Origin of the sequence: Streptomyces sp. NPDC001270 (genome assembly GCF_042896695.1) — a bacterium.
Classification (GTDB): Bacteria; Actinomycetota; Actinomycetes; order Streptomycetales; family Streptomycetaceae; genus Streptomyces.
Genome location: NZ_JBIAXM010000005.1, coordinates 288,241 through 310,581, shown reverse-complemented (window position 1 = coordinate 310,581; position 22,341 = coordinate 288,241). Strand labels below are relative to the sequence as shown.

Annotated in this window: 17 protein-coding genes; 10 read left to right on the top strand and 7 right to left on the bottom strand. The window is 73.6% G+C overall.

Translation table 11 applies throughout. From position 1 onward, the window contains the following. Positions 1–506 precede the first annotated feature (506 nt). A complete protein-coding gene (locus ACFY2B_RS11290; protein WP_390762893.1) occupies positions 507–1,721 on the top strand; it encodes a cation:proton antiporter in 1,215 nt (404 codons plus the stop codon). Between the two features lie 460 nt (positions 1,722–2,181). Then, a complete protein-coding gene (locus tag ACFY2B_RS11285) occupies positions 2,182–3,213 on the top strand; it encodes a PucR family transcriptional regulator (RefSeq protein ID WP_390762969.1) in 1,032 nt (343 codons plus the stop codon). Positions 3,214–3,241: 28 nt separating this feature from the next. Here the strand turns inward: ACFY2B_RS11285 and ACFY2B_RS11280 are convergent, their stop codons facing one another. After that, positions 3,242–4,549 (bottom strand): cation:proton antiporter, encoded by a 1,308-nt coding sequence (locus tag ACFY2B_RS11280; RefSeq protein ID WP_390762892.1) that lies wholly within the window; start codon positions 4,547–4,549, stop codon positions 3,242–3,244. Positions 4,550–4,555: 6 nt separating this feature from the next. Further along, positions 4,556–5,026, bottom strand: coding sequence for a cation:proton antiporter regulatory subunit (locus ACFY2B_RS11275; protein ID WP_390762891.1), 471 nt, complete (start codon positions 5,024–5,026; stop codon positions 4,556–4,558). 146 nt (positions 5,027–5,172) lie between these two features. Here ACFY2B_RS11275 and ACFY2B_RS11270 point away from each other — a divergent pair, with 146 nt between their 5' ends. After that, positions 5,173–5,628 (top strand): hypothetical protein, encoded by a 456-nt coding sequence (locus ACFY2B_RS11270; protein ID WP_390762890.1) that lies wholly within the window; start codon positions 5,173–5,175, stop codon positions 5,626–5,628. Between the two features lie 331 nt (positions 5,629–5,959). Here ACFY2B_RS11270 and meaB read toward each other — a convergent pair whose 3' ends face one another. From meaB to ACFY2B_RS11250, 4 genes are all read right to left on the bottom strand, one after another. Then, positions 5,960–6,949, bottom strand: coding sequence for a methylmalonyl Co-A mutase-associated GTPase MeaB (meaB, locus tag ACFY2B_RS11265; RefSeq protein ID WP_390762889.1), 990 nt, complete (start codon positions 6,947–6,949; stop codon positions 5,960–5,962). A 6-nt stretch (positions 6,950–6,955) separates the two neighbouring features. Continuing rightward, positions 6,956–9,139 carry a methylmalonyl-CoA mutase gene (gene scpA / locus ACFY2B_RS11260; RefSeq protein WP_390762888.1) on the bottom strand — a complete coding sequence of 728 codons (2,184 nt, stop codon included), beginning with the start codon at positions 9,137–9,139 and terminating at the stop codon, positions 6,956–6,958. Next, a complete protein-coding gene (locus ACFY2B_RS11255; protein ID WP_390762887.1) occupies positions 9,139–10,947 on the bottom strand; it encodes a methylmalonyl-CoA mutase subunit beta in 1,809 nt (602 codons plus the stop codon). The genes scpA and ACFY2B_RS11255 overlap by 1 nt, the downstream gene beginning before the upstream one ends. A 428-nt stretch (positions 10,948–11,375) precedes the next feature. Beyond that, positions 11,376–13,103 (bottom strand): hypothetical protein, encoded by a 1,728-nt coding sequence (locus tag ACFY2B_RS11250; protein WP_390762968.1) that lies wholly within the window; start codon positions 13,101–13,103, stop codon positions 11,376–11,378. Between the two features lie 219 nt (positions 13,104–13,322). On the opposite strand from ACFY2B_RS11250, the gene ACFY2B_RS11245 reads away from it, so the two are divergent. The 4 genes from ACFY2B_RS11245 (at position 13,323) to ACFY2B_RS11230 (ending at position 16,478) form a co-directional block, all read left to right on the top strand. Next, positions 13,323–13,742: a cell division protein SepF gene (locus tag ACFY2B_RS11245; protein WP_390762886.1), complete on the top strand. Its 420-nt coding sequence runs from the start codon at positions 13,323–13,325 to the stop codon at positions 13,740–13,742. 75 nt (positions 13,743–13,817) lie between these two features. After that, positions 13,818–15,170 (top strand): ATP-binding protein, encoded by a 1,353-nt coding sequence (locus ACFY2B_RS11240; protein WP_390762885.1) that lies wholly within the window; start codon positions 13,818–13,820, stop codon positions 15,168–15,170. Further along, on the top strand, positions 15,167–15,535 hold the full coding sequence (locus ACFY2B_RS11235; protein WP_390762884.1) for a nucleotide pyrophosphohydrolase: 369 nt from the start codon (positions 15,167–15,169) through the stop codon (positions 15,533–15,535). The genes ACFY2B_RS11240 and ACFY2B_RS11235 overlap by 4 nt, the downstream gene beginning before the upstream one ends. Before the next feature lie 385 nt (positions 15,536–15,920). Next, entirely contained in the window at positions 15,921–16,478 is a 558-nt protein-coding gene (locus tag ACFY2B_RS11230) for a DUF6099 family protein (protein ID WP_390762883.1), read from the top strand. Here ACFY2B_RS11230 and ACFY2B_RS11225 read toward each other — a convergent pair. Then, positions 16,424–16,603 (bottom strand): hypothetical protein, encoded by a 180-nt coding sequence (locus ACFY2B_RS11225; protein ID WP_390762882.1) that lies wholly within the window; start codon positions 16,601–16,603, stop codon positions 16,424–16,426. The two genes, ACFY2B_RS11230 and ACFY2B_RS11225, sit on opposite strands and share 55 nt — an antisense overlap. Positions 16,604–16,784: 181 nt before the next feature. On the opposite strand from ACFY2B_RS11225, the gene ACFY2B_RS11220 reads away from it, so the two are divergent. The 3 genes from ACFY2B_RS11220 (at position 16,785) to ACFY2B_RS11210 (ending at position 22,120) form a co-directional block, all read left to right on the top strand. Beyond that, entirely contained in the window at positions 16,785–17,708 is a 924-nt protein-coding gene (locus tag ACFY2B_RS11220) for an LLM class F420-dependent oxidoreductase (protein WP_390762881.1), read from the top strand. A 225-nt stretch (positions 17,709–17,933) separates the two neighbouring features. Next, positions 17,934–19,532 carry a 3' terminal RNA ribose 2'-O-methyltransferase Hen1 gene (locus ACFY2B_RS11215; protein WP_390762880.1) on the top strand — a complete coding sequence of 533 codons (1,599 nt, stop codon included), beginning with the start codon at positions 17,934–17,936 and terminating at the stop codon, positions 19,530–19,532. Next, positions 19,529–22,120 carry a polynucleotide kinase-phosphatase gene (locus ACFY2B_RS11210; protein ID WP_390762879.1) on the top strand — a complete coding sequence of 864 codons (2,592 nt, stop codon included), beginning with the start codon at positions 19,529–19,531 and terminating at the stop codon, positions 22,118–22,120. The genes ACFY2B_RS11215 and ACFY2B_RS11210 overlap by 4 nt, the downstream gene beginning before the upstream one ends. The last annotated feature ends 221 nt before the right edge of the window (positions 22,121–22,341 follow it).

The window sequence follows — 22,341 nt, the reverse complement described above, 5'->3', positions numbered from 1 at the left end:
ACATTCCGTTGGGTGTTTGTGTGCTCAGTCGTTGGTGGTCGCCGGTTTCCGGCCGACGTGATGGGGGCGTGAGATGGACCGAGTCGTCCGTGCGCGTACCGCCGTCCCGGTCCGCGTCGACAACACCGCCCGCGACAGCGTTCCTGATACCGACAGCGCCGCCCTCAGCGACCACCGCTCGCGCTGACGTCCCGTATCCGCAGCCCACCCGGTTCCCCTTCCGCCGCGACGGGCCGCCCCGCGGCTCGCACACCGCACCGCCCCGCACCGGCCCGCCCGCCTCCGGCCCTCGCCACGAGACGGCACCAGGCCGCGGGGCCGGCCGACGGACATGAGCACGCGCCACGGCACCCGAAGTGAGCACGAGCAACGGCACCGGACACGAGAACGCGCAACGCAACCCCGGACACGCGCACGTGCGACGGAACCGGCGCCCGCGACCGGCGCCCGGTACCCGCGAAGGGACAGACGCCGCCACCGAACCGATCGACGGAGGTCAGACGCCCGTGCACGACACCACCGCCATGCTCATCGAACTCGGGGCGATCATCCTGGTCCTGGGCGTGCTGGGCCGTATCGCCGGGCGGGTGGGCTTCTCGCCCATACCCCTCTACCTGCTCGCCGGACTCGCCTTCGGGCAGGGCGGCATCCTGCCCCTGACGGCCAGTGAGGAGTTCGTCGCCACCGGCGCCGAGATCGGTGTGATCCTGCTGCTGCTCCTGCTCGGCCTGGAGTACAGCGCCTCCGAACTGGTCACCACCCTCCAGACCCAATTCCCCTCCGGGGCGGTCGACTTCGTCCTCAACGCGCTGCCCGGCGCGGCGATGGCGCTGCTGCTGGGCTGGGGCCCGGTCGCCGCCGTGGCGCTCGCCGGGGTCACCTGGATCTCCTCCTCCGGAGTGATCGCCAAGGTCCTCGGCGACCTGCGCAGGATCGGCAACCGGGAGACCCCCGTCATCCTCGGAGTACTCGTCCTGGAGGACCTGGCCATGGCGGTCTACCTGCCGATCCTCACCGCCCTGCTCGCCGGGGTGAGCCTGGCCCGCGGCACCCTCACCCTGCTGATCTCGCTGGGCACGGTCGGCGCCGTGCTGTACGTCGCGCTGCGGCACGGCCGTACGGTCAGCCGCGCGGTCTCCTCCGACAACGCCGAGATGCTGCTGCTGGTGGTGTTGGGTCTGACGTTGCTGGTGGCCGGTCTCGCCCAGCAGCTCCAGGTCTCGGCGGCGGTCGGTGCGTTCCTGGTCGGGATCGCCCTGTCCGGGGAGGTCGCCGAGGGCGCGCACAACCTCCTGGCGCCGTTGCGGGATCTGTTCGCGGCGGTGTTCTTCGTGTTCTTCGGTCTGCACACCAATCCGGCGGACATCCCGCCGGTTCTGCTGCCCGCGCTCGCGCTGGCCGTGGTGACCTCGCTCACGAAGATCGCCACGGGGTACTGGGCCGCACGGCGGGCCGGGATCTCCGTGAAGGGCCGCTGGCGGGCCGGCGGCACCCTCGTCGCCCGCGGCGAGTTCTCCATCGTCATCGCCGGACTCGCCGTCGCCGCCGAGCCACGCGTGGGTCCCCTCGCCACCGCTTACGTGTTGATCCTGGTCGTCCTGGGACCGCTCGCGGCCCGCTGGACCGAACCCCTCCGCCGCCGGGTGTCCCCAGGATCACGGCGTGCGGTCGCCGGTGCCGCGGCGGCCGAGCAGGCGGAGGTGGCCCGTGCGAACGGCTGACCACGGCGGGCCCGGCGGGCATGGCGGGCACGTGGGCGCCAAGGGGAACGGTGCGCTTGGCTGGGGCGGGGACGCCTACGGGAACGGCGCGCCCGGTTGGGGCGAGGACGACGCCGGTGGCGCCGGAGCACGAGGCGGGGACAGAGGCACCGGAGCGGTCGGTATCCGGGCCGGGGCCAGGAACGGTGGTGTGGCCGGTGTACCGGCCGGGGACGGGAGCGGTGGAGTGGTCGGTACCCCGGCTGGGCGCGAGGGCTTCGGCGGGATCGGCGCGTGGGCCGGGGACGAGGGCGCCGGTGGGGCCGGTGCGTGGGGCGCGGGGGACGGACCGCCGGTCGAGTCCGGGTGGACGGGGGAGGCGGGGGACGACGGCGGGTTCCCGGTGGACGAGGAGGCGCAGTCGGACGGGCCCGGCCCCGGAGCACCGCGGCCCGCGCCGGTCGGCGGCGCCACCCCGGACGTGTTCCTCGACGGTTTCGCGCGGATCCTGGCGGACGCCGCCGTCACCGGGCGCCGGCTGACCCGCGACGAGATCGAGTCCCGGCGGGCCCTGGGCGCCCGCGCGGCTCAGGCCGGACACGGGTGGCGGGCGCTGGTGCGCGCACACCTCGCGGCGAGCCGCGCCGGGCGGCCCGCCGGGGCCGACCCGGACAGTGTCCTCGCCGTGGTGGAGCAGGCGGTCGACGCCTTCGCCGACGGGTACGAGCGCGCGCAGCGGCACGTCGTGCGCAGGGAGGAAGCCGCCCGCCGCGAGTTCATCGACGACCTGCTGCACGGACGCGGCGACCCGGGCCAACTCGCGTCGCGCTGCGAACGGTTCGGGCTGCGCCTGTCCCGTACCCACGCCGTCGCGGTGGCCGGCGGGCCCGAGGGCTACGACGAGTCCGACCCCGTGCCCCGGCAGGTCGCCGACGAGTTGTTCGCCCGCTTCGAGAACCGCCGCATCCTGTTCACCACCAAGGACGGGCGGATGGTGTGCATCGCCCCCGGCGACCAGGACGACGTACTGACCTGGTTCGGCAAGCTCGTCCACGCCCGGGTCGAGGGCAGCCAGATCTCTGTGGGCCGGCCACGGCCGGGCGCGGTCGGCATCGGGCACAGCTACGAGGAGGCGCTCAACGCCCTTGACGTCGCCCAGCGGATGGGCTTCGACGATCCGCTGCTGCGCGCCGCCGACCTGCTCGTCTTCCCCGTCCTGGCCCGGGACCGGCAGGCCCTGGTGGACCTGGTACGGCACACGCTGGGCCCGCTGGAGCACGCCCGGGGCGGCGCGCAGCCGCTGCTCGACACCCTCACGGCGTACTTCGACACCGGCTGTGTGGCCACCGCGGCGGCCCGTGAACTGTCGCTCAGCGTGCGCGCGCTGACCTACCGGCTGGCCCGGATCCACGACCTGACCGGCATCGATCCCGCCGATCCAGGCGACCGCTACACCCTCCAGACCGCGGTCCTGGGCGCCCGGCTGCTGGCCTGGCCGGGCCGGCCCCTGTGACCGGGGCCGGCCGCCCCGCCCCGACGGCTCACGGCCGGCCGAACGCGTCCTGATCCTCCGCGGCGTCCCGCGGTGTCACCACCGTGTCATCGGCCGGTGCCGCCGCTGTGCCCTCGGTCAGTGCCACCGCTGCGCCCTCGGCCGGTGCCTCCCCGGAAGCCGCGGGCGCCGGCTGGCCGAACCGCCGTACGAGGCCCCGGACGGCCGGCTCGGTCCAGCGGGCGGTGAGCGGCCCGGCGACGACCAGGATCAGCACGTAGGCCGTGGCGAGCGGGCCGAGGGAGGGCTCGATCCCGGAGGTCACGGCGAGTCCGGCGATGACGATGGAGAACTCGCCGCGGGCGACGAGGGTGCCGCCGGCCCGCCAGCGGCCCTTCACGGAGATCCCGGCCCGCCGTGCGGCCCAGTACCCCGTGGCGATCTTCGTGAGCGAGGTCACCACGGCCAGCGCGAGCGCGGGCAGCAGAACCGGCGGGATGTCCGCCGGATTGGTGTGCAGACCGAAGAACACGAAGAACACCGCCGCGAACAGATCCCGCAACGGCGCCAGGAGGTTGTGCGCGCCCTCGGCGACCTCCCCGGACAGGGCGATCCCGACCAGGAACGCACCGACCGCCGCCGAGACCTGGAGCTGCTGGGCGAGACCGGCCACCAGCAACGTCAGACCCAACACCACCAGCAGCAGTTTCTCCGGGTCGTCGCTGGAGACGAAGCGGGAGATGTGCCGGCCGTAGCGCAGCGCGACGAGCAGCACCAGACCGGCGACCCCGAGGGCGATGGCCAGCGTGACACTGCCCGCCGCCAGCCCGGTGCCGGCCAGCAGGGCGGTGAGGATCGGCAGGTAGACCGCCATGGAGAGGTCTTCGAGGACCAGGATGCTCAGGATCACCGGGGTCTCCCGGTTGCCGAGCCGTCCCAGGTCGCCGAGGACCTTGGCGATCACTCCGGAGGAGGAGATCCAGGTGACCCCGGCGAGCACCACGGCGGCGACCGGGCCCCAGCCCAGCAACAGCGCCATCGCCGCGCCGGGCAGCGCGTTCAGCGCCGCGTCCACGAGGCCGGCCGGGTACTGGGTCTTGAGGTTGGAGACCAGATCGCTCGCCGTGTACTCCAGGCCCAGCATGAGCAGCAGCAGGATCACGCCGATCTCGGCGCCGGTGGCGACGAACTCCTCACTGGCGTCCAGCGGCAGCAGCCCGCCCTCGCCGAAGGCCAGTCCGGCCAGCAGATAGAGGGGAATCGGCGAGAACCGCAGCCGCCCGGCGAAACGGCCCAGCAGCCCGAGGCCCAGCAGGACCGCGCCGAACTCGATCAGAAAGGTTGCGTAGGAGTGCACAGGCGGTCACTCCCGGCCGAGGATCTCGGCTGCCGCGTCCACGCCCTCATGCGTACCGATCACGATCAGGGTGTCGCCGCCGGCCAGCCGGAAATCCGGGCCGGGGGAAGGTATCGCCTCGGCCCGCCGCATCACGGCCACGATCGAGACGCCGGTCTCCGTCCGCATCCTGGTCTCGCCCAGCAGCCGCCCGTTCCAGTACGACGTGGCCGACAGCTCGACCCGCTCGGCCACCAGGCCCAGCTCGGTCGTCGACAGCAGGCTCGGACTGTGGTGCTTGGGCATCAGCGCGTCGATGAGCGCGTCCGCCTCCCCGGCGGCCAGCCGCACCGACAGCGCGCAGGCGTCCGGGTCGTCCGCTCGGTACGCGCTGAGCGTGCGGGAGCCGTCCCGGTGGGCCACCACCGAAAGACGGCGTTGCTCCCGCGTGGTCAAGTCGTAGCGCACCCCGATCCCCGGCAGCGGAGTCCTACTCATGCGTGCGGCGCCCACAGTGATCCCCTGTCTTGTTTGACTGTTCCTTTGCAAAAGGGTTGGTGACACTCTAACCAGCACCCCGGAATCGCCGACGGAGCCCGGTACCACCTCCCGGCGCCGGGCCGGACCGGAAGGAAACGTTCAGCATGATCGAGTGGGTGTCATTCCGCTCAGGGGCCCGACCGGTGCCCCAGCCCGTCGCGACGCCGTTCGTGTGGGCCGGCGCCTTCGGCGGGGCGTTGGTGCTGGTGACCCTCCTCAACCACGTCGTGGGCCCCTACCGGCCCACGCTCGCGCTGACCGTGCTGTCCCTGCTCGCCGCCCTGCTGGGGCTCTGCGCCCGCTTCACGGCGGCACCCGGTACGGCCCTGCTGTGCTGGCTGCTCCTCAACGGCTTCGGGATACCGCCGGAGGGGACCCTCACCTGGGCCGCTCCGCGTGACGCGTTCTGGCTGTCCTGTCTGTTCGGCGCCACGCTCGTCGGCACGGTGCTCGCCCGCCTGGTGAACGCCCACGCCGCCTACCGACGGTTGACCGCGCCGGGCCCCGTACCGCCCCGGCACGACGACGGCCGCTACGACGGTCCCTACGGCGGCGGCTGAGGACGGCGGCTGAGACCGACCGCCGCTACGGCCACCGGCCCTCCCGGCGCGGCCCTGGCGCGAGGCGGTCCTGCTGCTGTGGTGAGTGATTCTTGTCACACATGGCTGGTTCCCGGCCCGCCACGGCCCCGTGGGTTGAGGGAGGGGGTGGGTGATGTGTCGTTGTCGGGTGCGGCTGCGTCGTGGCTGGTCGCGCAGTTCCCCGCGCCCCTTTGGGGGCGTTGCGGAGACGGTGTTGTCGGGGCGCTGTGGGGGTGGGTGGGGTGCGTTGCCGGGTGCGGCCTGTGTTGTGGCTGGTCGCGCAGTTCCCCGCGCCCCTTTGGGGGCGTTGTCAGGGGGCCGGGTTTCCGAAGGTCCTCAGGATTTCTTCCGCGGCCAGCGTTGCCGTCAGGGAGCCGTCCCTGACCCGCTGTTCCAGGGCGGGGGCCGCGGCGCGGACGGACGGGTCGGCGTGCAGGCGGCCGAGGAGTTCGTCGCGGACCATGGACCAGGTCCAGCCGACCTGCTGGTCGCGCCGCTTGGCGGTGAGCCGCCCGGTGGACTCCAACAGCGTCCGGTGCTGTTCGAGCCGTTCCCACACCGTGTCGAGCCCGGTCGAGTCGCGGGCACTGCAACTGAGCACGGGCGGCGTCCAGAACGCGTCCCTGCCGTGCATCAGCCGCAGCGCGCCCGCCAGTTCCCGCGCCGCCGTCCGCGCGTCCCGCTCGTGCGGGCCGTCCGCCTTGTTCACGGCGATCACGTCGGCCAGCTCCAGGACGCCCTTCTTGATGCCCTGCAACTGGTCGCCGGTGCGGGCCAGGGTGAGCAGCAGGAAGGAGTCGACCATGTCGGCCACCGCGGTCTCCGACTGGCCGACACCCACCGTCTCCACGAGGACCACGTCGTAGCCCGCCGCCTCCATCACCACGATCGACTCGCGGGTCGCCTTCGCGACCCCGCCCAGCGTGCCCGCGCTGGGGGAGGGCCGTACGAACGCCGCCGGGTCCACCGCCAGCCGTTCCATCCGGGTCTTGTCACCCAGGATGGAACCGCCGGTACGGGTCGAGGACGGGTCGACGGCGAGCACCGCCACCCGGTGCCCGAGGGAGGTCAGCAGCGTGCCGAACGCGTCGATGAACGTCGACTTGCCGACGCCCGGCACCCCGCTCACCCCGATCCGCCGGGCCCGGCCGCTGTGCGGGAGCAGCTCGGTGAGCACCTCCTGCGCCAGCGCCCGGTGCTGCGGCCGGGTGGACTCGACGAGCGTGATGGCGCGGGCCACGACGGCCCGCTTCCCGTCGAGCACACCCTTCACATACGTGTCGAGATCGATAGCCGCCATGGGGCCCTACAGGTCGTGGCCGAGGCCGGCCGAAAGCCGCCGCACCAGGTCGTACGCCGCGTCCGGGATCACCGTCCCCGGCGGGAAGACGGCCGTGGCGCCCATCTCCAGCAGGGTCGGCACGTCCTGCGGCGGGATCACCCCGCCGACCACGACCATGATGTCCTCCCGGCCCTCCGCGGCCAGCTGTTCGCGCAGCGCCGGTACGAGGGTGAGGTGCCCCGCGGCCAGCGAGGACACCCCGACCACGTGCACGTCGGCCTCGACGGCCTGCCGGGCGACCTCGTCCGGGGTCTGGAACAGGGGGCCGACGTCGACGTCGAAGCCGAGGTCGGCGAAGGCGGTGGCGATCACCTTCTGGCCGCGGTCGTGGCCGTCCTGGCCCATCTTGGCGACCAGGATGCGCGGCCGGCGCCCCTCGGCCTCCTCGAACGCGTCCACCAGGGCGCGCGTGCGGTCCACGGACGGGGACTCGCCGGTCTCGTTGCGGTACACGCCGGAGATCGTACGGATCTGGCCCGCGTGCCGGCCGTAGACCTTCTCCAGGGCGTCGGAGATCTCGCCGACGGTGGCCTTCGCGCGGGCCGCCCGCACGGCCAGCTCCAGCAGGTTGCCGTCGCCGTCCGCGGCCCGGGTGAGCGCGTCCAGCGCGTCCCGGCAGGCGGTCTCGTCCCGCTCCTCCCGCAGCCTGCGCAGCTTCTCGATCTGCTGGGCGCGCACGGCGGAGTTGTCGACCTTCAGGACCTCGATCTGCTCGTCGCCATTGTCGTTGTACGCCCGGTACTTGTTCACGCCGATCACCGGCTGGCGGCCGGAGTCGATCCGGGCCTGGGTGCGGGCCGCGGCCTCCTCCACCCGCAGCTTCGGGATACCGGCGTCGATGGCCTGCGCCATGCCGCCCGCCCGCTCGACCTCCTCGATGTGCTGCCAGGTCCTGCGGGCGAGGTCGTACGTCAGCCGCTCGACATAGGCGCTGCCGCCCCACGGGTCGATGACCCGGGTGGTGCCGGACTCCTGCTGGATGAGCAACTGGGTGTTGCGGGCGATGCGCGCCGAGAAGTCGGTGGGCAGCGCCAGCGCCTCGTCGAGGGCGTTGGTGTGCAGGGACTGGGTGTGGCCCTGGGTGGCCGCCATCGCCTCCACACAGGTCCGGGTCACGTTGTTGAACACGTCCTGCGCGGTCAGTGACCAGCCGGAGGTCTGCGAATGCGTCCGCAGGGAGAGCGACTTGGCGTTCTCCGGCTCGAACTGCGCGACCAGCTTCGCCCACAGCAGACGCGCGGCGCGCAGCTTGGCGATCTCCATGAAGAAGTTCATGCCGATCGCCCAGAAGAAGGACAGCCGGGGCGCGAACGCGTCCACGTCCAGGCCCGCCTCCCGCCCGGCCCTGATGTACTCCACGCCGTCCGCGAGCGTGTACGCCAGCTCCAGGTCGGCCGTGGCACCCGCCTCCTGGATGTGGTAGCCGGAGATCGAGATGGAGTTGTAGCGGGGCATCCGCTGCGAGGTGTACGCGAAGATGTCGGAGATGATCCGCATCGACGGCTTCGGCGGATAGATGTACGTGTTGCGGACCATGAACTCCTTGAGGATGTCGTTCTGGATGGTCCCGGCCAGCTTCTCGGGCGGCACGCCCTGTTCCTCGGCCGCCACGATGTACAGCGCGAGCACCGGCAGCACGGCCCCGTTCATCGTCATCGACACCGTCATCCGGTCCAGCGGGATGCCGTCGAACAGCTGCCGCATGTCGTAGAGCGAGTCGATGGCCACGCCCGCCATGCCGACGTCACCGGTCACCCGCGGGTGGTCGCTGTCGTAGCCGCGGTGCGTCGGCAGGTCGAAGGCGACCGACAGGCCCTTCTGGCCGGCCGCCAGATTGCGCCGGTAGAACGCGTTGGACTCCTCGGCGGTGGAGAAGCCGGCGTACTGGCGGATCGTCCAGGGCTGGTTGACGTACATCGTCGGGTACGGGCCGCGCAGATACGGCGCGATGCCCGGGTAGGTGTCCAGGAAGTCCAGGCCCTCCAGGTCACGGCCGGTGTACAGCGGTCTGACGCCGATGCCCTCGGGCGTCTCCCACACCGGTGCCTCGCCGCCGGTGGCCCACCGCACGGCCGTACCCCACTCCGCGGCGGTGCCCGCCGGGTCCGGGGTGCCCAGTTCGATGCCGGAGAAGTCGGGGATTCCCATCAGGCCACTCCCATGCGGTCGAGGGTCGCGGACAGCACGGCGACGGCGTCGCAGCCCGCGAAGACGTACGAGTCGACGCCCGGATGGTCGGCCGGGCGGCCCGCCAGGGACACATGCCGGGCGCCGGCCGCCCGCAGGTCCGCCGCGGCCTGTCCGGCCTGTTCGGCGTAGAGCGCGTCGCTGGAACACAGCACGGCCTCCGGTGCGCCGCTGTCCGCGAAGCGGCCCTCGGTGACCGGCTCGACGCCGCCCGCCTGGAAGAGGTTGGCGGCGAACGCGGCGCGTGCGCTGTGCGCGGCGGCCGGGCCGAGCACGGCCAGGAAGATCCGCGGCCGGGCGCCGGTCGCCGCGAGGTGGGCGTCGGAACGGGCGCGCAGTGCCTCGAACGCCTCGTCGCGGCGGACCCGGGGCAGCCCGCCGGAGCGCGGCTCGGGCGCGGGCTCGCGCTCCAGGGGCCGCTCGGCCAGATCCGGGAACTCGCTGACCCCGGTGACGGGTTCGCGCCGGGTGGCGAGCCGCGCCGAGCGCTGCTGCCAGGTCCGCGCCAGGTCGTCGCGGATCCGGCCCGAGCGCAGCACCGCCGCCTGGCCGCCGTCCCGCTCGATCGACCGGAAGAACTCCCAGCCCGCGTGGGCGAGTTCGTCGGTCAGCCGTTCCACGTACCAGGAGCCGCCCGCCGGGTCGATCACCCGGGCCAGCTGCGACTCCTCCAGCAGGATCGTGGACGTGTTGCGGGCGATGCGGCGGGCGAACGCGTCCGGCTGGCCGAGCGCGTGGTCGAACGGCAGCACGGTCACCGCGTCGGCGCCGCCGACCCCGGCGGCCAGCGTCGCCACCGTCGCCCGCAGCATGTTCACCCAGGGGTCGCGGCGGGTCGTCATCACCGGTGAGGTCACGGCGTGCTGGACCTGCCCGCCCGCGTCGGGCGCCCCGCACACCTCGGCGACCCGCGCCCACAGCCGGCGCGCCGCGCGCAGCTTGGCGACGGTCAGGAACTGGTCGGCGGTGGCCGCGTAGCGGAACTCCAACTGCGCACAGCCCTGCTCGACCGTCAGTCCGGCCTCGGTCAGCTCCCGCAGGTAGGCGACGCCGGTGGCGAGGGAGGCGCCGAGTTCCTGCCCTGCGCTGCCGCCGGCCTCGTGGTACGGCAGCGCGTCCACGGTCAGCGCCCGCAGCGCCGGATACCCGCCGGCGCAGCGTTCGGCGAGCGCCGCGACCGGGGCGAAGTCCTGCCGTTCACCGGTGCGGGCCTCGTACCCGAGCGGGTCCGCGCCGAGGTTGCCGTGCGTCGCCTCAGGTGCGACGCCCCGCTCGGCGTACAGCCCCAGCAACTCCTGTGCGGCGGCCGTCACGTCCCGGCCCGCGTCCAGGACCACCGGTGCCAGGTCGAGGTACACGCCGTCGAGCGCACGGCGCAGCTCCGGCACCGGGATCCCGCCCTCGCCCACGAGCAGCCAGAGCGAGGTCGCGCCGTTCTCCAGGTCGGTGAGGACCGCGCCGTCGGCGAGCGCCGCGTGCCGCTGCCGTACGTCCCAGCCGCCCACGGTGTTGCCCTGCGGGCGGCTGCCACGGACGAAGGGGGCGAAGCCGGGCAGGCCGGGCTCGGGCGCGGTGTCGCGCGCGGTGTAGAGAGGACGGGTGCGCAGCCCGTCCTCCAGCGTCGTGGACAGGGCGTCCTCAGCTGCGGCGCCCGAGACTTCCTTGCCCGACTTGCGCAGCACGCCCTCGACCAGGCGTTGCCACTGCTCGTGCGTCGCGTCAGGGAACTCGGCGGCCAGTGAGAGCCCGTCGTCAGGCAGGACCGTCATGGTCGGATGCTAGGACAGCCCGCTCACCCGACAGCAGAGCACGCGCTGTGACGTTGCCCTCGCAGAGATTGTGACCTGCGCCTCTTCGGGGCGGCCCAGGTTCCTTCAGGGGTTCTTCAGGGGTTTCTCCCGGGCAAGTCGGGGTTCCGCAGGGGCTGCTGCGGGCGCGTCGGGCCCCTGCGGAGGGACGGCCCGGCGGCCGGCCGCCCGGCGCCCGCGACCGCCGGGCACACCCCGGTTCACCCGCACGGCGGTGCGCGCCGGCCACGACCCCGCACCGGCCGCGAGACCGTGCCGGGACGGTGCGCTTCGCGACACCGTGCCGTGCGGGCGGGGCGCCCGCGGGCCGTGTCCTCCGGGAGACCGTGTCGCCCTGAGGGCGGCCCCTCGACGGCAAGTGCGCGTCGACGGTAACACCGCGCCGGCGGTCAGCCGGTGCCTCCGGGGACCTGCCGCAGATGGACGTCCTGACTCGACAGCGTCTGCGGAGTGGCCGTGAACGCGCGCAGCCGCACCCGCGCCTTCGCCTTGGGAAGACCGTAGTGGCCGTCCGGCGGCCGTAGCTCCAGGGTCGTCGTGCTGTGCGCGGGCAGCGTCGCCGGACCCCGCACCAGGGACCAGTACTTGCTCATGCCCTGGCCCTGGGTGAGCGTGAAGTGCGGGGTGAGCGCGTCGCCCGCGGTGTTCGTCACCCGCAGGGTGAGCGCCGAGACGACGTTCGCCGAGGCGTGCCGCACCGCGGTGACCCGCATCCGCAGCGGCGGCGAGCCGGTCACCGCCAGGACCGCGCTCAGCAGCGCGGGGAGGACGAGCAGCGCGCTCACGGCGGCCAGCGCGGGCCGGCGGCGCACCCCGGCCAGCGGTCCGGGCCGCGGCTGCCAGGCGTGCTCGAACTCCGCCGCCGGAGCGGTGATCGCGCCCACCAGCCACAGCGGCGTCATCAGCAGGTAGTAGCCGTCCTGGGAACGGGTCGCCAGGTAGAAGGCGCACCAGGGCAGCACCGTCGCCGCCGGGCCCAGCCGCCGCACGAACAGCACGAACAGTGCGAGCAGTCCTGCCGCCAGGAGCATGCTCGCGTGCCCGTACCAGTCGAGCCGGTCGCTGCCGTCGGTGAAGTACAGCGAGATGTCGTCCAGGCCCTGGCCGTGCAGCACCGCCCCTTGGGTGAGCGGCAGCGCGACCCCGTCCAGCCACGGTCCCGGTTCCTGCACCACGAAATAGGTGTTGATCAGCAGCCAGGTGGTGACCGCGATCCCGACCAGCCGCAGTACCACCAGCCCGGCCGCCCGGCCGCCCAGCTCACCACGGCGTACGGCGTAGACGCCGGCCAGCAGGAACGGTGCCACGAACCACGGCAGTTGCTGCGCCGCGCAGGCCGCCCCCAGGCAGACGGCCCGGGCGATCCCCGCGGCGCCCAGCCGTCCGCCGAGCCCGATCCGCGGCCAGCACACCACCACCGGCATCAGCAGGGCCAGGCTGAGGACGGCCGGATAGCCGAGCCGCGCGTACGTCGGCAGGAAGCCGAAGCCCAGGCAGGCCATGGTGACCGCCGGCCGCCAGGGCGCGGGCAGCATCCGCCACAGCACGACCGTGCCGACGACCAGCGCGCCGGTGGTCACCGCCGTGGCGGGTGCGGCGCCGTGACCGAGCCACAGCAGCGCCGCGGTCAGCATCGGGGCGAGCGGCGGATAGCCGTACGTCAGGTCGTAGCCGCCGTTCGTCGTCGGGGTGAGGGCCACGCCCTTGCTGTGGAACAGCCAGGGCCAGGGCTGCCCGTAGACGGTGTGTCCGGCGGCGAGTTCCCGGGCGGCCTGGGCGGTGAGGGCCCCCTCGTCGCCGCCGCCGTGGTTCATCGCCCAGTTGCACAGGACCAGCGTCACGGCCGTCACCAGGACCACCAGATCGAGGCGGGCCAGCGATCCGGCCCGGTGGACCGTCAGGGCCAGCACGCCGGTGACCAGGATGGCGGCGTAGCACAGGGAGATGACGGCCGCGAGGACCAGGTGGTGCGTGGCCGCCTGGGTCCAGACCGACCGGGTGCCGATGAAGAGGCTCACATCGGCGAGGACCGTGAGAACGCGATGCCACTGCGTGGGGGAGCCGGGGTTTCCCCGGGCGGCGGACACCACCGACTGTGTCCGCCACCGGGGTGCCACCAGCTGTGTGTCTGCCAAGTGCACGATTCGGCACGGTAATAGCGGCCGGTGAGCGGGGTGTCGCAGGAGGTGAAGAGTCCGGTGTGAGGGCAGTAAGAAGGGGGCGTATTCGGACAAGTGCCTAGAGATCCGCCCGGGGGTGTGCGGCCGTAGCGGTGGCGCTTCGTGTCGCTGTTGGGCCGAACGGGTGACTTGGCGTAAGAATTGGCCGGTGAAGGCATGGAGAGCGAGTCAGATCGGGGGGAGCCGGTGAACCGTTACGACGCCACCGACGAACAGTGGGAGGGGCTCGCCCAGGTCGTGCCGTTGCGGGGCCGGGACGCCTGGCCGTCCGCGGTGGACCACCGCGCGCTGCCGGAGGCCGCGACCGAGGCGCGGCGCAGGTTGGTCGTCCTGCGGGTCAACGTGTTCGCGGACGCCCGCGAGGTCGCCGAGACCCTGATGGCCGGCATCCCCGTGCTGCTCGACCTCACCGGAGCCGAGACCGACGTGGCCAAGCGCGTGCTCGACTTCAGCACGGGCGTGGTCTTCGGCCTGGCCAGCGGAATGCACCGCGTCGACCGCAATGTGTTCCTGCTCACGCCGCCCGGCATAGAGGTCAGCGAGCTGATGGCCCAGGCGGGGGCGTCCGGCGGCTGAGGACGGTCCCCCGATCGTAGGAAAGCACCGGGGGCGGAACGGTTCGCCTCGGCACCGCGGTCCTACGGTCCCGACATGGCCGAGTCCCGCGCGTCCACCGCGCCCGTCCCGTCCCCCGCGAGCCCCGCAGCCGACCGGCCGCCGTCGGTTCCACCGGCGGCATTCCTGCCGGCGGCGCGGTCGGCCCCACTGCCGCCCCAGGCCCCACCGACGCCGTCGGCATCCCGGGACCGGTCGGACCCGCCGGACTCGCCCGGCCGATCGGACCGGCCTGGCCGATCGGACCGGCCTGGCCGATCGGACCGGCCTGAGGGGGTGGTGCGGCCGGGCCTCACCGAGTTACGGCTGTCCGCCTTCGCCGGGCACCGCCGGACCGGGTTCCCGCTGGGCCCGGTCACCCTCTTCGCGGGGCCCAGCGGGTCCGGGAAGACGACCGCGCTGCGGGCCTACGAGGCACTGGCCCGGCTCGCCGCCGGCGCCCCGCTCGCCGAGGTCTTCCCGGACCCCGCCGCCTGCGTGCCCGAGCGGGCCAGGCCCGACGCCCAGCGCCGCCGCGGTTTCCGCATCGGCTGTACGGCGGACGGCCCCGAGGGCCCGGTCCGGCTCGACGTCGCCGTCCAGGCCGAGCCCGAACTGCGCATCGTGGGCGAGCGGTTGACCGCGGGCGGCCGGGCCCTCCTTCAGACCGCGCTGCGCGATCCGGGCCGGCGCACCGTACAGGCCGTCTGGCACACGGCCGGGTCGGCGCCGGTGACCCGCGCCCCGCTTCCGGACGACCGGCTCGGCACCGCGCTCCTGCCGCTGCGGGTGGCCGGCAAGACGGACGGACAGCGCCGGGTGCTCGCCGCCGCCGAGCAGACCGTGCTCGCCCTGCGCTCCGTCTTCGCCTGCGACCCGCGGCCCGACCGGATGCGGGCGCCGGTCCGCAGGGGCTCCGGACGGCTGCTGTCCGGCTGCGACAACCTCGCCGACGTCCTGTTGCGCACCAGGTCGGAGTGCGGACGCCGGTACGCGCACCTGGTCGCCGCGGTGCGCGACGGATGCCGCGGTCCGGTGGCCGACGTGCTCGCCGAACCGCTGGGCGACGGCACTGTCCGCTCGGTGCTCGACCGGGGCGACGGCATCCGCACCGACGCCGGCCGGCTCGGCGACGGCGAACTGCGCTACCTCGCGCTGGCCCTGGTGCTGCTCACCGGGCCGGGCGTGCTCGACGTCGACGCGCCCGGGGAGGTGCCCGACGCCATGCGGGGCCTGACCGTCCTCGCCGACGGCTTCGACCGCGCCCTGGACCCCCGCCAGCGCGGCGGACTGCTGCGGCTCGCGGCGCGGATGTGCGCGCTCGGGCACATCCGGTTCGTCGGGGCGGTCGCCGACGCCTCATGGGCCGCCGGGGCGGCCGGAGTCACCGTGGTAGACCTGGACCCGTGACGGAACACCTGGACGTGGCGAGACTTCAGCGCCGACTGGCCGACTTCGCGGCCGCCCGGAACTGGCAGCCCTACCACACCCCGAAGAACCTGGCGACCGCCCTCAGCGTGGAGGCGTCGGAACTGGTCGAGATCTTCCAGTGGTTGACGCCCGAGGAGTCGGCCCGCGTCATGGACGCGCCGGACTCGGCGCACCGGGTCGAGGACGAGATCGCCGACGTCCTCGCCTATCTGCTCCAGTTGTGCGAGGTGCTGGGGGTCGACCCGCTGGCCGCACTGGACGCGAAGATCGACCGGAACGAACGGCGGTTCCCGGCGCCGGAGGCCGCGCCGGGGGAGGACACCGGGGATCCGGCCGGGAGATGACGCCGCCGCGGGCACGGGGGAGCGCGCGGGGCGGAGCGCGGGACGGAGCGGCACGGCCGGTGCATGGCACGGCACGGGCGGTGCATGCGGCGGAGCACTGCGGAGAGAGCCGCAGGTGAAGGCGTGGGAGAGGGCGTGTGGTGGCCCGCGGCGGCGCGTCGGAGGCGGTGCGGCGCGGGGCAGCGCGGACGGCGCGCGGGGCGGAGCCACGAAACCTCACGCTCCATTTTTACTCTCCGTAGTCAAAATAGCTGTCGAATCCGAATTGTTGTCCGCAGATTTCCGTCTTCCTCTGGCTTTTCGTCCCACGGACCTTCACTCTGGGTAGTGGACAGTGGAGTCAGGCCGGACGTGCGGAGAGCACGTCGGAGGGACGGGGCAGCGCATGGATGCGGTGCGGCTCATCGTGACGAGCAGACACGCCCTCGCCGCGAGCGGGGACGCGCCTGGGACCCTGACCGAGGTGTGGCAGGCCCAGGCCCTGGCCCAGGCGATCGGCAGCCGTCTGGCGGTCTCCGGACCACCGGAGCTGCGAGGCGAGGCGCTGGGCCTGACCGAGTTGGCCGGCCGGGGCTGCGGTGTCCTGGACGCCCCGAACCTCGACACCGGAGACCTGCGCGCGGCCCAGCTCACCGAACTGGACGACGCCCGCCACACCCTCCTCTGCCTGGGCAGCCTGCTCGCCGAGGTCGGTATCGCCCTGATCGGCATGGCCAGCGCCGCCGACGAGACGACGTACTGGCAGTGCATGGAGGCGATCGACGCGGCGGACGAGTCCCGTGACCGGGTGCGGGAGATGCTGCGCAAGCTGGCCGCCAGAGAGGAGGCGGCGATGCCGGAGACGGAGGTGGGACAGCCCCACCCGGTCAGGCTTCCGGCGGCCTGGCCTCAGGCGGCTTCGCCCCCGTCGGCGGGCCCGCTCCCCAGCCCCCCGGCCGACTGAAGATCCGCGTCCAGAGCGGACAGGTCCGCGTTCAGCGCGGCCATCAACTCCTCCATCTGCTCCAGCAGCCCCTTCGGCTGCCCGGTCCCCGCTGGGAGCGGCACGGAATCTTCTTCTTCGGACACGACGGCCTCCTCGCGGACGCCGGACGGTCCGGCCCCGCCCGCCCAACGATCACCACAGGGACCGGTCACTGCTCCGGCGGCATCCCGTGTGCGCGGTTGACGTGATTTCACCCGACCGGGGACGGCTGTGACAGGGGGTGCCGGTGGGGTCGAAGGGGCACGCGGCGTGCAGGATGGATGTATGGACCTGCGCATCTTCACCGAGCCCCAGCAAGGGGCGACCTATGACACCCTGCTCGCCGTGGCGAAGGCCACGGAGGACCTCGGCTTCGACGCCTTCTTCCGTTCGGACCATTACCTTCACATGGGCAACGTGGACGGGCTGCCCGGCCCCACCGACGCCTGGATCACCCTCGCCGGCCTGGCCCGCGAGACCAAGCGCATCCGGCTCGGCACGTTGATGACCGCGGCCACCTTCCGCCTGCCCGGCGTCCTCGCCATCCAGGTCGCCCAGGTCGACCAGATGTCCGGCGGCCGGATCGAACTGGGCCTGGGTTCGGGCTGGTTCGAGGAGGAGCACAAGGCGTACGGGATTCCGTTCCCGAAGGAGAAGTTCGGCCGCCTGGAGGAACAGCTGGCCATCGTCACCGGCCTGTGGCGGACCAAGATCGGTGACACCTTCGACTTCCACGGCACCTACTACGACCTGACCGGCTCGCCCGCGCTGCCCAAGCCCGCCCAGGCGAAGATCCCGGTGCTGATCGGCGGCCACGGCGCGACCCGCACGCCTCGACTGACCGCGCGCTACGCCGACGAGTTCAACATGCCGTTCGCCTCGGTCGAGGACAGCGAGCGGCAGTTCGGCCGGGTCCGCGCCGCGGCCGAGGCGGTGGGCCGCCCCGCGGACGAGATCACGTACTCCAACGCCCTCGTCGTCTGCGTCGGCAGCGACGACCAGGAGGTCGCCCGCCGGGCCGCCGCGATCGGCCGCGACGTCGACGACCTGAAGGCCAACGGCCTGGCCGGCTCCCCGGCGGAGGTCGTCGACAAGATCGGCAAGTACGCGGAGGCCGGCTCCGAGCGGATCTACCTCCAGGTCCTCGACCTCTCCGACCTGGACCACCTGGAACTCATCTCCTCCCAGGTCCAGACCCAGCTGTCGTAACACCCCGGCCCCGCCGCGCCCGGACCCTGCCGAACCCGCCCCGGCCGCTCACGCCGCCCGCTCGCGCCCCGCGCTCCCGCTCCGCCGGCCGGTACCCGCCGGAGCAGGACGGCCGGTCTCCGCCCGTGGCCGCCGGGCGGGCGCGGCGGCGCACCGGACCCGGAGCCGCCGGGCCCGCGGGAAAACCGCTGGTCGTCGTGGGGTGTCGACGGGGAGACTCGGGGCATGTTCCTGACCCTCACGACCACCGGCACCCCGGAGCGCCCGGCCACCGATCTCGGGTTCCTGCTGCACAAGCATCCCGACCGGGCACAGGCGTTCTCCACCTCCTACGGCACCGCCCACGTCCTCTACCCCGAGGCGGACGTCCTGCGCTGCACGGCGGCGCTGCTGTTCGAGGTGGATACGGTGGCGCTGGTGCGGCGCGGAAAGGGGAAGGGCCGCGGGGGCGCGCCGGACGCGGCGCTCGCGCAGTACGTCAACGACCGCCCGTACGCGGCCTCCTCGCTGCTCGCCGTGGCACTGGGCAACGTCTTCTCCAGCGCCATGCGGGGCGTCTGCAACGCCCGGCCGGAGCGGGCCGCCGAGCCGCTGCCGCTGTGCGTCGAGGTGCCCGCGCTGCCCGCCCGCGGCGGCGCGCGCAGCGGCCCCGACCTGGTCCGGGACCTGTTCGAACCGCTCGGCTGGACGGTGACCGCCGAACCCGTACCGCTCGACGCCGAGTTCCCCGAGTGGGGCGACTCGCGCTACGTGCGGCTCGTCCTGGAGTCCGAGCGGCTCACCCTCGCGCAGGCGCTGCGGCACCTGTACGTACTGCTGCCGGTCCTCGACGACGCCAAGCACTACTGGGTGGCGCCCGACGAGGTCGACAAACTGCTGCGGGTCGGCGAGGGCTGGCTGGCCGATCACCCCGAGCAGCGGCTCATCACCAGCCGGTACCTGTCCCGCCGCTGGTCCCTGACCCGGCAGGCGAGCGAGCGACTGGAACTGGTGCGGCTCGCCGAGACCGACGACAGCGAGGTCGAGGAGATCGACAACGCCGTCGAGGACGAGACCGAGGCCGGGAGCGAGGACGGGACCGGGAACGGGAGCGAGGGCGAGAAGGGGGCCGCGGCCGAGACCGGGAGCGAGGGGGAGCCGGAGGCAGGGAACCAGGCAGGGGCCGCTACCGGGGCCGAGGAGAAGCCGACGCCGCTCGCCGTGCGGCGCCGTGACGCGCTCGTCGACGCGCTCAAGCGGGCCGGCGCCGGCCGGGTGCTCGACCTCGGCTGCGGCCAGGGACCGCTGGTGCAGACCCTCCTGAAGGACCCCGCGTTCACCGAGATCGTCGGCGTCGACGTGTCCGTGCGGGCGCTCGCCGTCGCCGCCCGGCGGCTCAGGCTGGACCGCATGGGCGAGCGGCAGGCCGCGCGCGTCAAGCTCCTCCAGGGCTCGCTCGCCTACACCGACGACCGGTTGCGGGGCTACGACGCCGCCGTGCTCTGCGAGGTCGTCGAGCACATCGATCCACCGCGGCTGCCCGCCCTGGAGTACGCGGTGTTCGGCGCCGCCCGCCCGCGCACCGTCCTGGTGACGACACCGAACGCCGAGTACAACGTCCGCTGGGAGACCCTGCCGGCCGGACGGCTGCGCCACCGCGACCACCGGTTCGAGTGGACGCGGGAGGAGTTTTGGGCCTGGGCCCGGACGGTGGCCGAACGGCACGGGTACGACGTGCAGTTCGTGCCCGTCGGACCGGACGACCCCGAGGTGGGGCCGCCCACGCAGATGGCCGTGTTCGGCCTCGGACCCACTGACGAGAAGAAGGAGGCGAAGGCCGCATGACCGCGATACCGGGACAGGCACAGGAACCGGGCACGGCACCGGCGCAGGCACGGACACCGCGCGCGGAGCGGGTGCTGCCGGTCACCGATCTCTCCCTCGTGGTGCTGGTCGGCGCCTCCGGCTCCGGCAAGTCGACCTTCGCCCGCAGGCACTTCAGGCCCACCGAGATCATCTCCTCGGACTTCTGCCGCGGCCTGGTCAGCGACGACGAGAACGACCAGAGCGCCACCCGGGACGCCTTCGACGTCCTGCACTACATCGCCGGGAAGCGGCTGGCCGCCGGCCGCCGCACCGTCGTCGACGCCACCAGCGTGCAGGAGGACAGCAGACGGCAGCTGATCGAGCTGGCCAGGAAGCATGACGTACTGCCGATCGCCATCGTGCTCGACGTGCCCGAGGAGGTGTGCGCCGAACGCAACGCCGCCCGCCCCGACCGGGCCGACATGCCGCGCCGGGTGATCCGCCGGCACACCCGCGAACTCCGCCGCTCCCTCCGGCACCTGGAGCGCGAGGGCTTCCGCAAGGTGCACGTCCTGCGCGGGACCGACGAGATCGAGCGGGCGAGCGTTGTCACGGAGAAGCGGTTCAACGACCTCACCCACCTCACCGGCCCGTTCGACATCATCGGTGACGTGCACGGCTGCTCGGCCGAACTCGAAGCGCTGCTCGTCGAGTTGGGGTACGAGGACGGGGTGCACCCGGACGGCCGTACCGCCGTCTTCGTCGGCGACCTGGTCGACCGCGGGCCGGACAGCCCCGGTGTGCTGCGCCGGGTGATGTCGATGGCCGCCGCGGGCCACGCGCTGTGCGTGCCCGGCAACCACGAGAACAAGTACGGGCGGTACCTCAAGGGCCGCAAGGTCCAGCTCACCCATGGGCTCGCCGAGACCGTCGAGCAGATGGCGAAGGAGAGCGAGGAGTTCAGGGAGCGGGTGGGGGAGTTCATCGACGGACTCGTCAGCCACTACGTGCTGGACGGCGGCCGGCTCGTCGTCTGCCACGCGGGACTGCCCGAGAAGTACCACGGGCGGACGTCGGGGCGGGTCCGCTCGCACGCGCTGTACGGCGACACCACCGGCGAGACCGACGAGTTCGGCCTGCCGGTGCGCTACCCGTGGGCGGAGGACTACCGGGGCCGGGCGGCCGTGGTCTACGGGCACACGCCGGTCCCCGAGGCGAGCTGGCTGAACAACACCCTCTGCCTGGACACCGGCGCTGTCTTCGGCGGCAGGCTGACCGCGCTGCGCTGGCCGGAGCGCGAACTGGTCGACGTACCGGCCGAGCGGATGTGGTACGAGCCGGTGAAACCGCTGCGCGGCGAGGCGCCCGGCGGCCGGGAGGGACGGCCGCTCGACCTCGGCGACGTGCACGGCCGCCGGGTCGTCGAGACCCGGCACGCGGGCCGTGTCGCGGTGCGCGAGGCGAACGCCGCGGCGGCGCTGGAGGTCATGAGCCGGTTCGCGATCGACCCGCGGCTGCTGCCGTACCTCCCGCCGACCATGGCGCCGACGGCCACGAGCCGGGTCGAGGGCTATCTGGAGCACCCGGCCGAAGCCTTCGCGCAGTACGCCGAGGACGGTGTCGCGCGGGTCGTGTGCGAGGAGAAGCACATGGGCTCGCGGGCCGTGGCGCTGGTGTGCCGGGACGCGGCGGCGGCCCGCGGGCGGTTCGGGGCGGACCGGGTGACCGGGGCGCTGTACACCCGCACCGGGCGGCCGTTCTTCGACGACGAGGCCGTGACCGAGGAGATCCTCGGGCGGCTGCGGTCGGCGGCCGGCGCGGCCGGGCTGTGGGACGAGCTGGACACCGACTGGCTGCTGCTGGACGCGGAGCTGATGCCGTGGTCGCTGAAGGCGTCGGGGCTGCTGCGCAGCCAGTACGCGGCCGTGGGCGCCGCGGCCGGGGCGGTGTTCCCGGACGTGCTGACGGCGGTGCAGGGCGCGGCGGCGCGCGGGGCCGACGTGGCCGGGCTCCTCGCCCGCCAGCGCGAACGGTCCGCCGACGCCGCCGCGTTCACGGACGCGTACCGGCGCTACTGCTGGCCCACCGAGGGCCTGACCGGGGTGCGGCTGGCCCCGTTCCAGCTGCTCGCCGTGGGCGGGCGCAGCCTGGCCGGGTTGCCGCAGGACGAGCAGCTGGCCCTGATCGACCGGCTCGTCGAGCACGACGAGAGCGGGCTGCTGCAGACCACGCGCCGGCTGTACGTCGACACCGGGGACCCGGAGTCGGTTCAGTCGGGTGTCCAGTGGTGGCTGGAGCTGACCGGGCGGGGCGGTGAGGGCATGGTCGTCAAGCCGCTGACCGCGCCGGCCCGCGACCCGCAGGGCCGGCTGGTCCAGCCAGGCATCAAGTGCCGGGGCCGCGAGTACCTGCGGATCATCTACGGCCCCGAGTACACCCGCCCGGACAACCTCGCCCGGCTGCGGCAGCGGTTCCTGAACCACAAGCGGTCGCTGGCGCTGCGCGAGTACGCGCTCGGTCTGGAGGCCCTGGACCGGCTGGCGGAGTCGGAGCCGCTGTGGCGGGTGCACGAGGCGGTGTTCGCGGTGCTGGCCCTGGAGTCGGAGCCGGTCGACCCTCGCCTGTGATCTGCGTCACGAGCGCCACGGTCACTGCCCCTGCCCCGTCCTGCCCCGCCCCGCCCCGCCCCGAGCCGCGGGGCGGGGCGCTGCCACCCGGGTGGCCGGGGTCCGGCGGCCTGCTCGGCGTGCCCGGCCGGGTCCGTCCGGCCGGCCCACTCGGTCGGGCCGCCGGGGGCGAGAACGGGCGGAAAGGGCGGGGGCGAGGATGAACGCGGTCCGCTGCGGCG

What these genes read in the sequence shown, in the direction of transcription:
- ACFY2B_RS11275 (WP_390762891.1), bottom strand. Translation starts at nt 5,026, where the DNA reads ATGAGTAGGACTCCGCTGCCGGGGATCGGGGTGCGCTACGACTTGACC.
- ACFY2B_RS11270 (WP_390762890.1), top strand. Translation starts at nt 5,173, where the DNA reads ATGATCGAGTGGGTGTCATTCCGCTCAGGGGCCCGACCGGTGCCCCAG.
- meaB (WP_390762889.1), bottom strand. Translation starts at nt 6,949, where the DNA reads ATGGCGGCTATCGATCTCGACACGTATGTGAAGGGTGTGCTCGACGGG.
- scpA (WP_390762888.1), bottom strand. Translation starts at nt 9,139, where the DNA reads ATGGGAATCCCCGACTTCTCCGGCATCGAACTGGGCACCCCGGACCCG.
- ACFY2B_RS11255 (WP_390762887.1), bottom strand. Translation starts at nt 10,947, where the DNA reads ATGACGGTCCTGCCTGACGACGGGCTCTCACTGGCCGCCGAGTTCCCT.
- ACFY2B_RS11245 (WP_390762886.1), top strand. Translation starts at nt 13,323, where the DNA reads ATGGAGAGCGAGTCAGATCGGGGGGAGCCGGTGAACCGTTACGACGCC.
- ACFY2B_RS11240 (WP_390762885.1), top strand. Translation starts at nt 13,818, where the DNA reads ATGGCCGAGTCCCGCGCGTCCACCGCGCCCGTCCCGTCCCCCGCGAGC.
- ACFY2B_RS11230 (WP_390762883.1), top strand. Translation starts at nt 15,921, where the DNA reads ATGGATGCGGTGCGGCTCATCGTGACGAGCAGACACGCCCTCGCCGCG.
- ACFY2B_RS11220 (WP_390762881.1), top strand. Translation starts at nt 16,785, where the DNA reads ATGGACCTGCGCATCTTCACCGAGCCCCAGCAAGGGGCGACCTATGAC.
- ACFY2B_RS11215 (WP_390762880.1), top strand. Translation starts at nt 17,934, where the DNA reads ATGTTCCTGACCCTCACGACCACCGGCACCCCGGAGCGCCCGGCCACC.
- ACFY2B_RS11210 (WP_390762879.1), top strand. Translation starts at nt 19,529, where the DNA reads ATGACCGCGATACCGGGACAGGCACAGGAACCGGGCACGGCACCGGCG.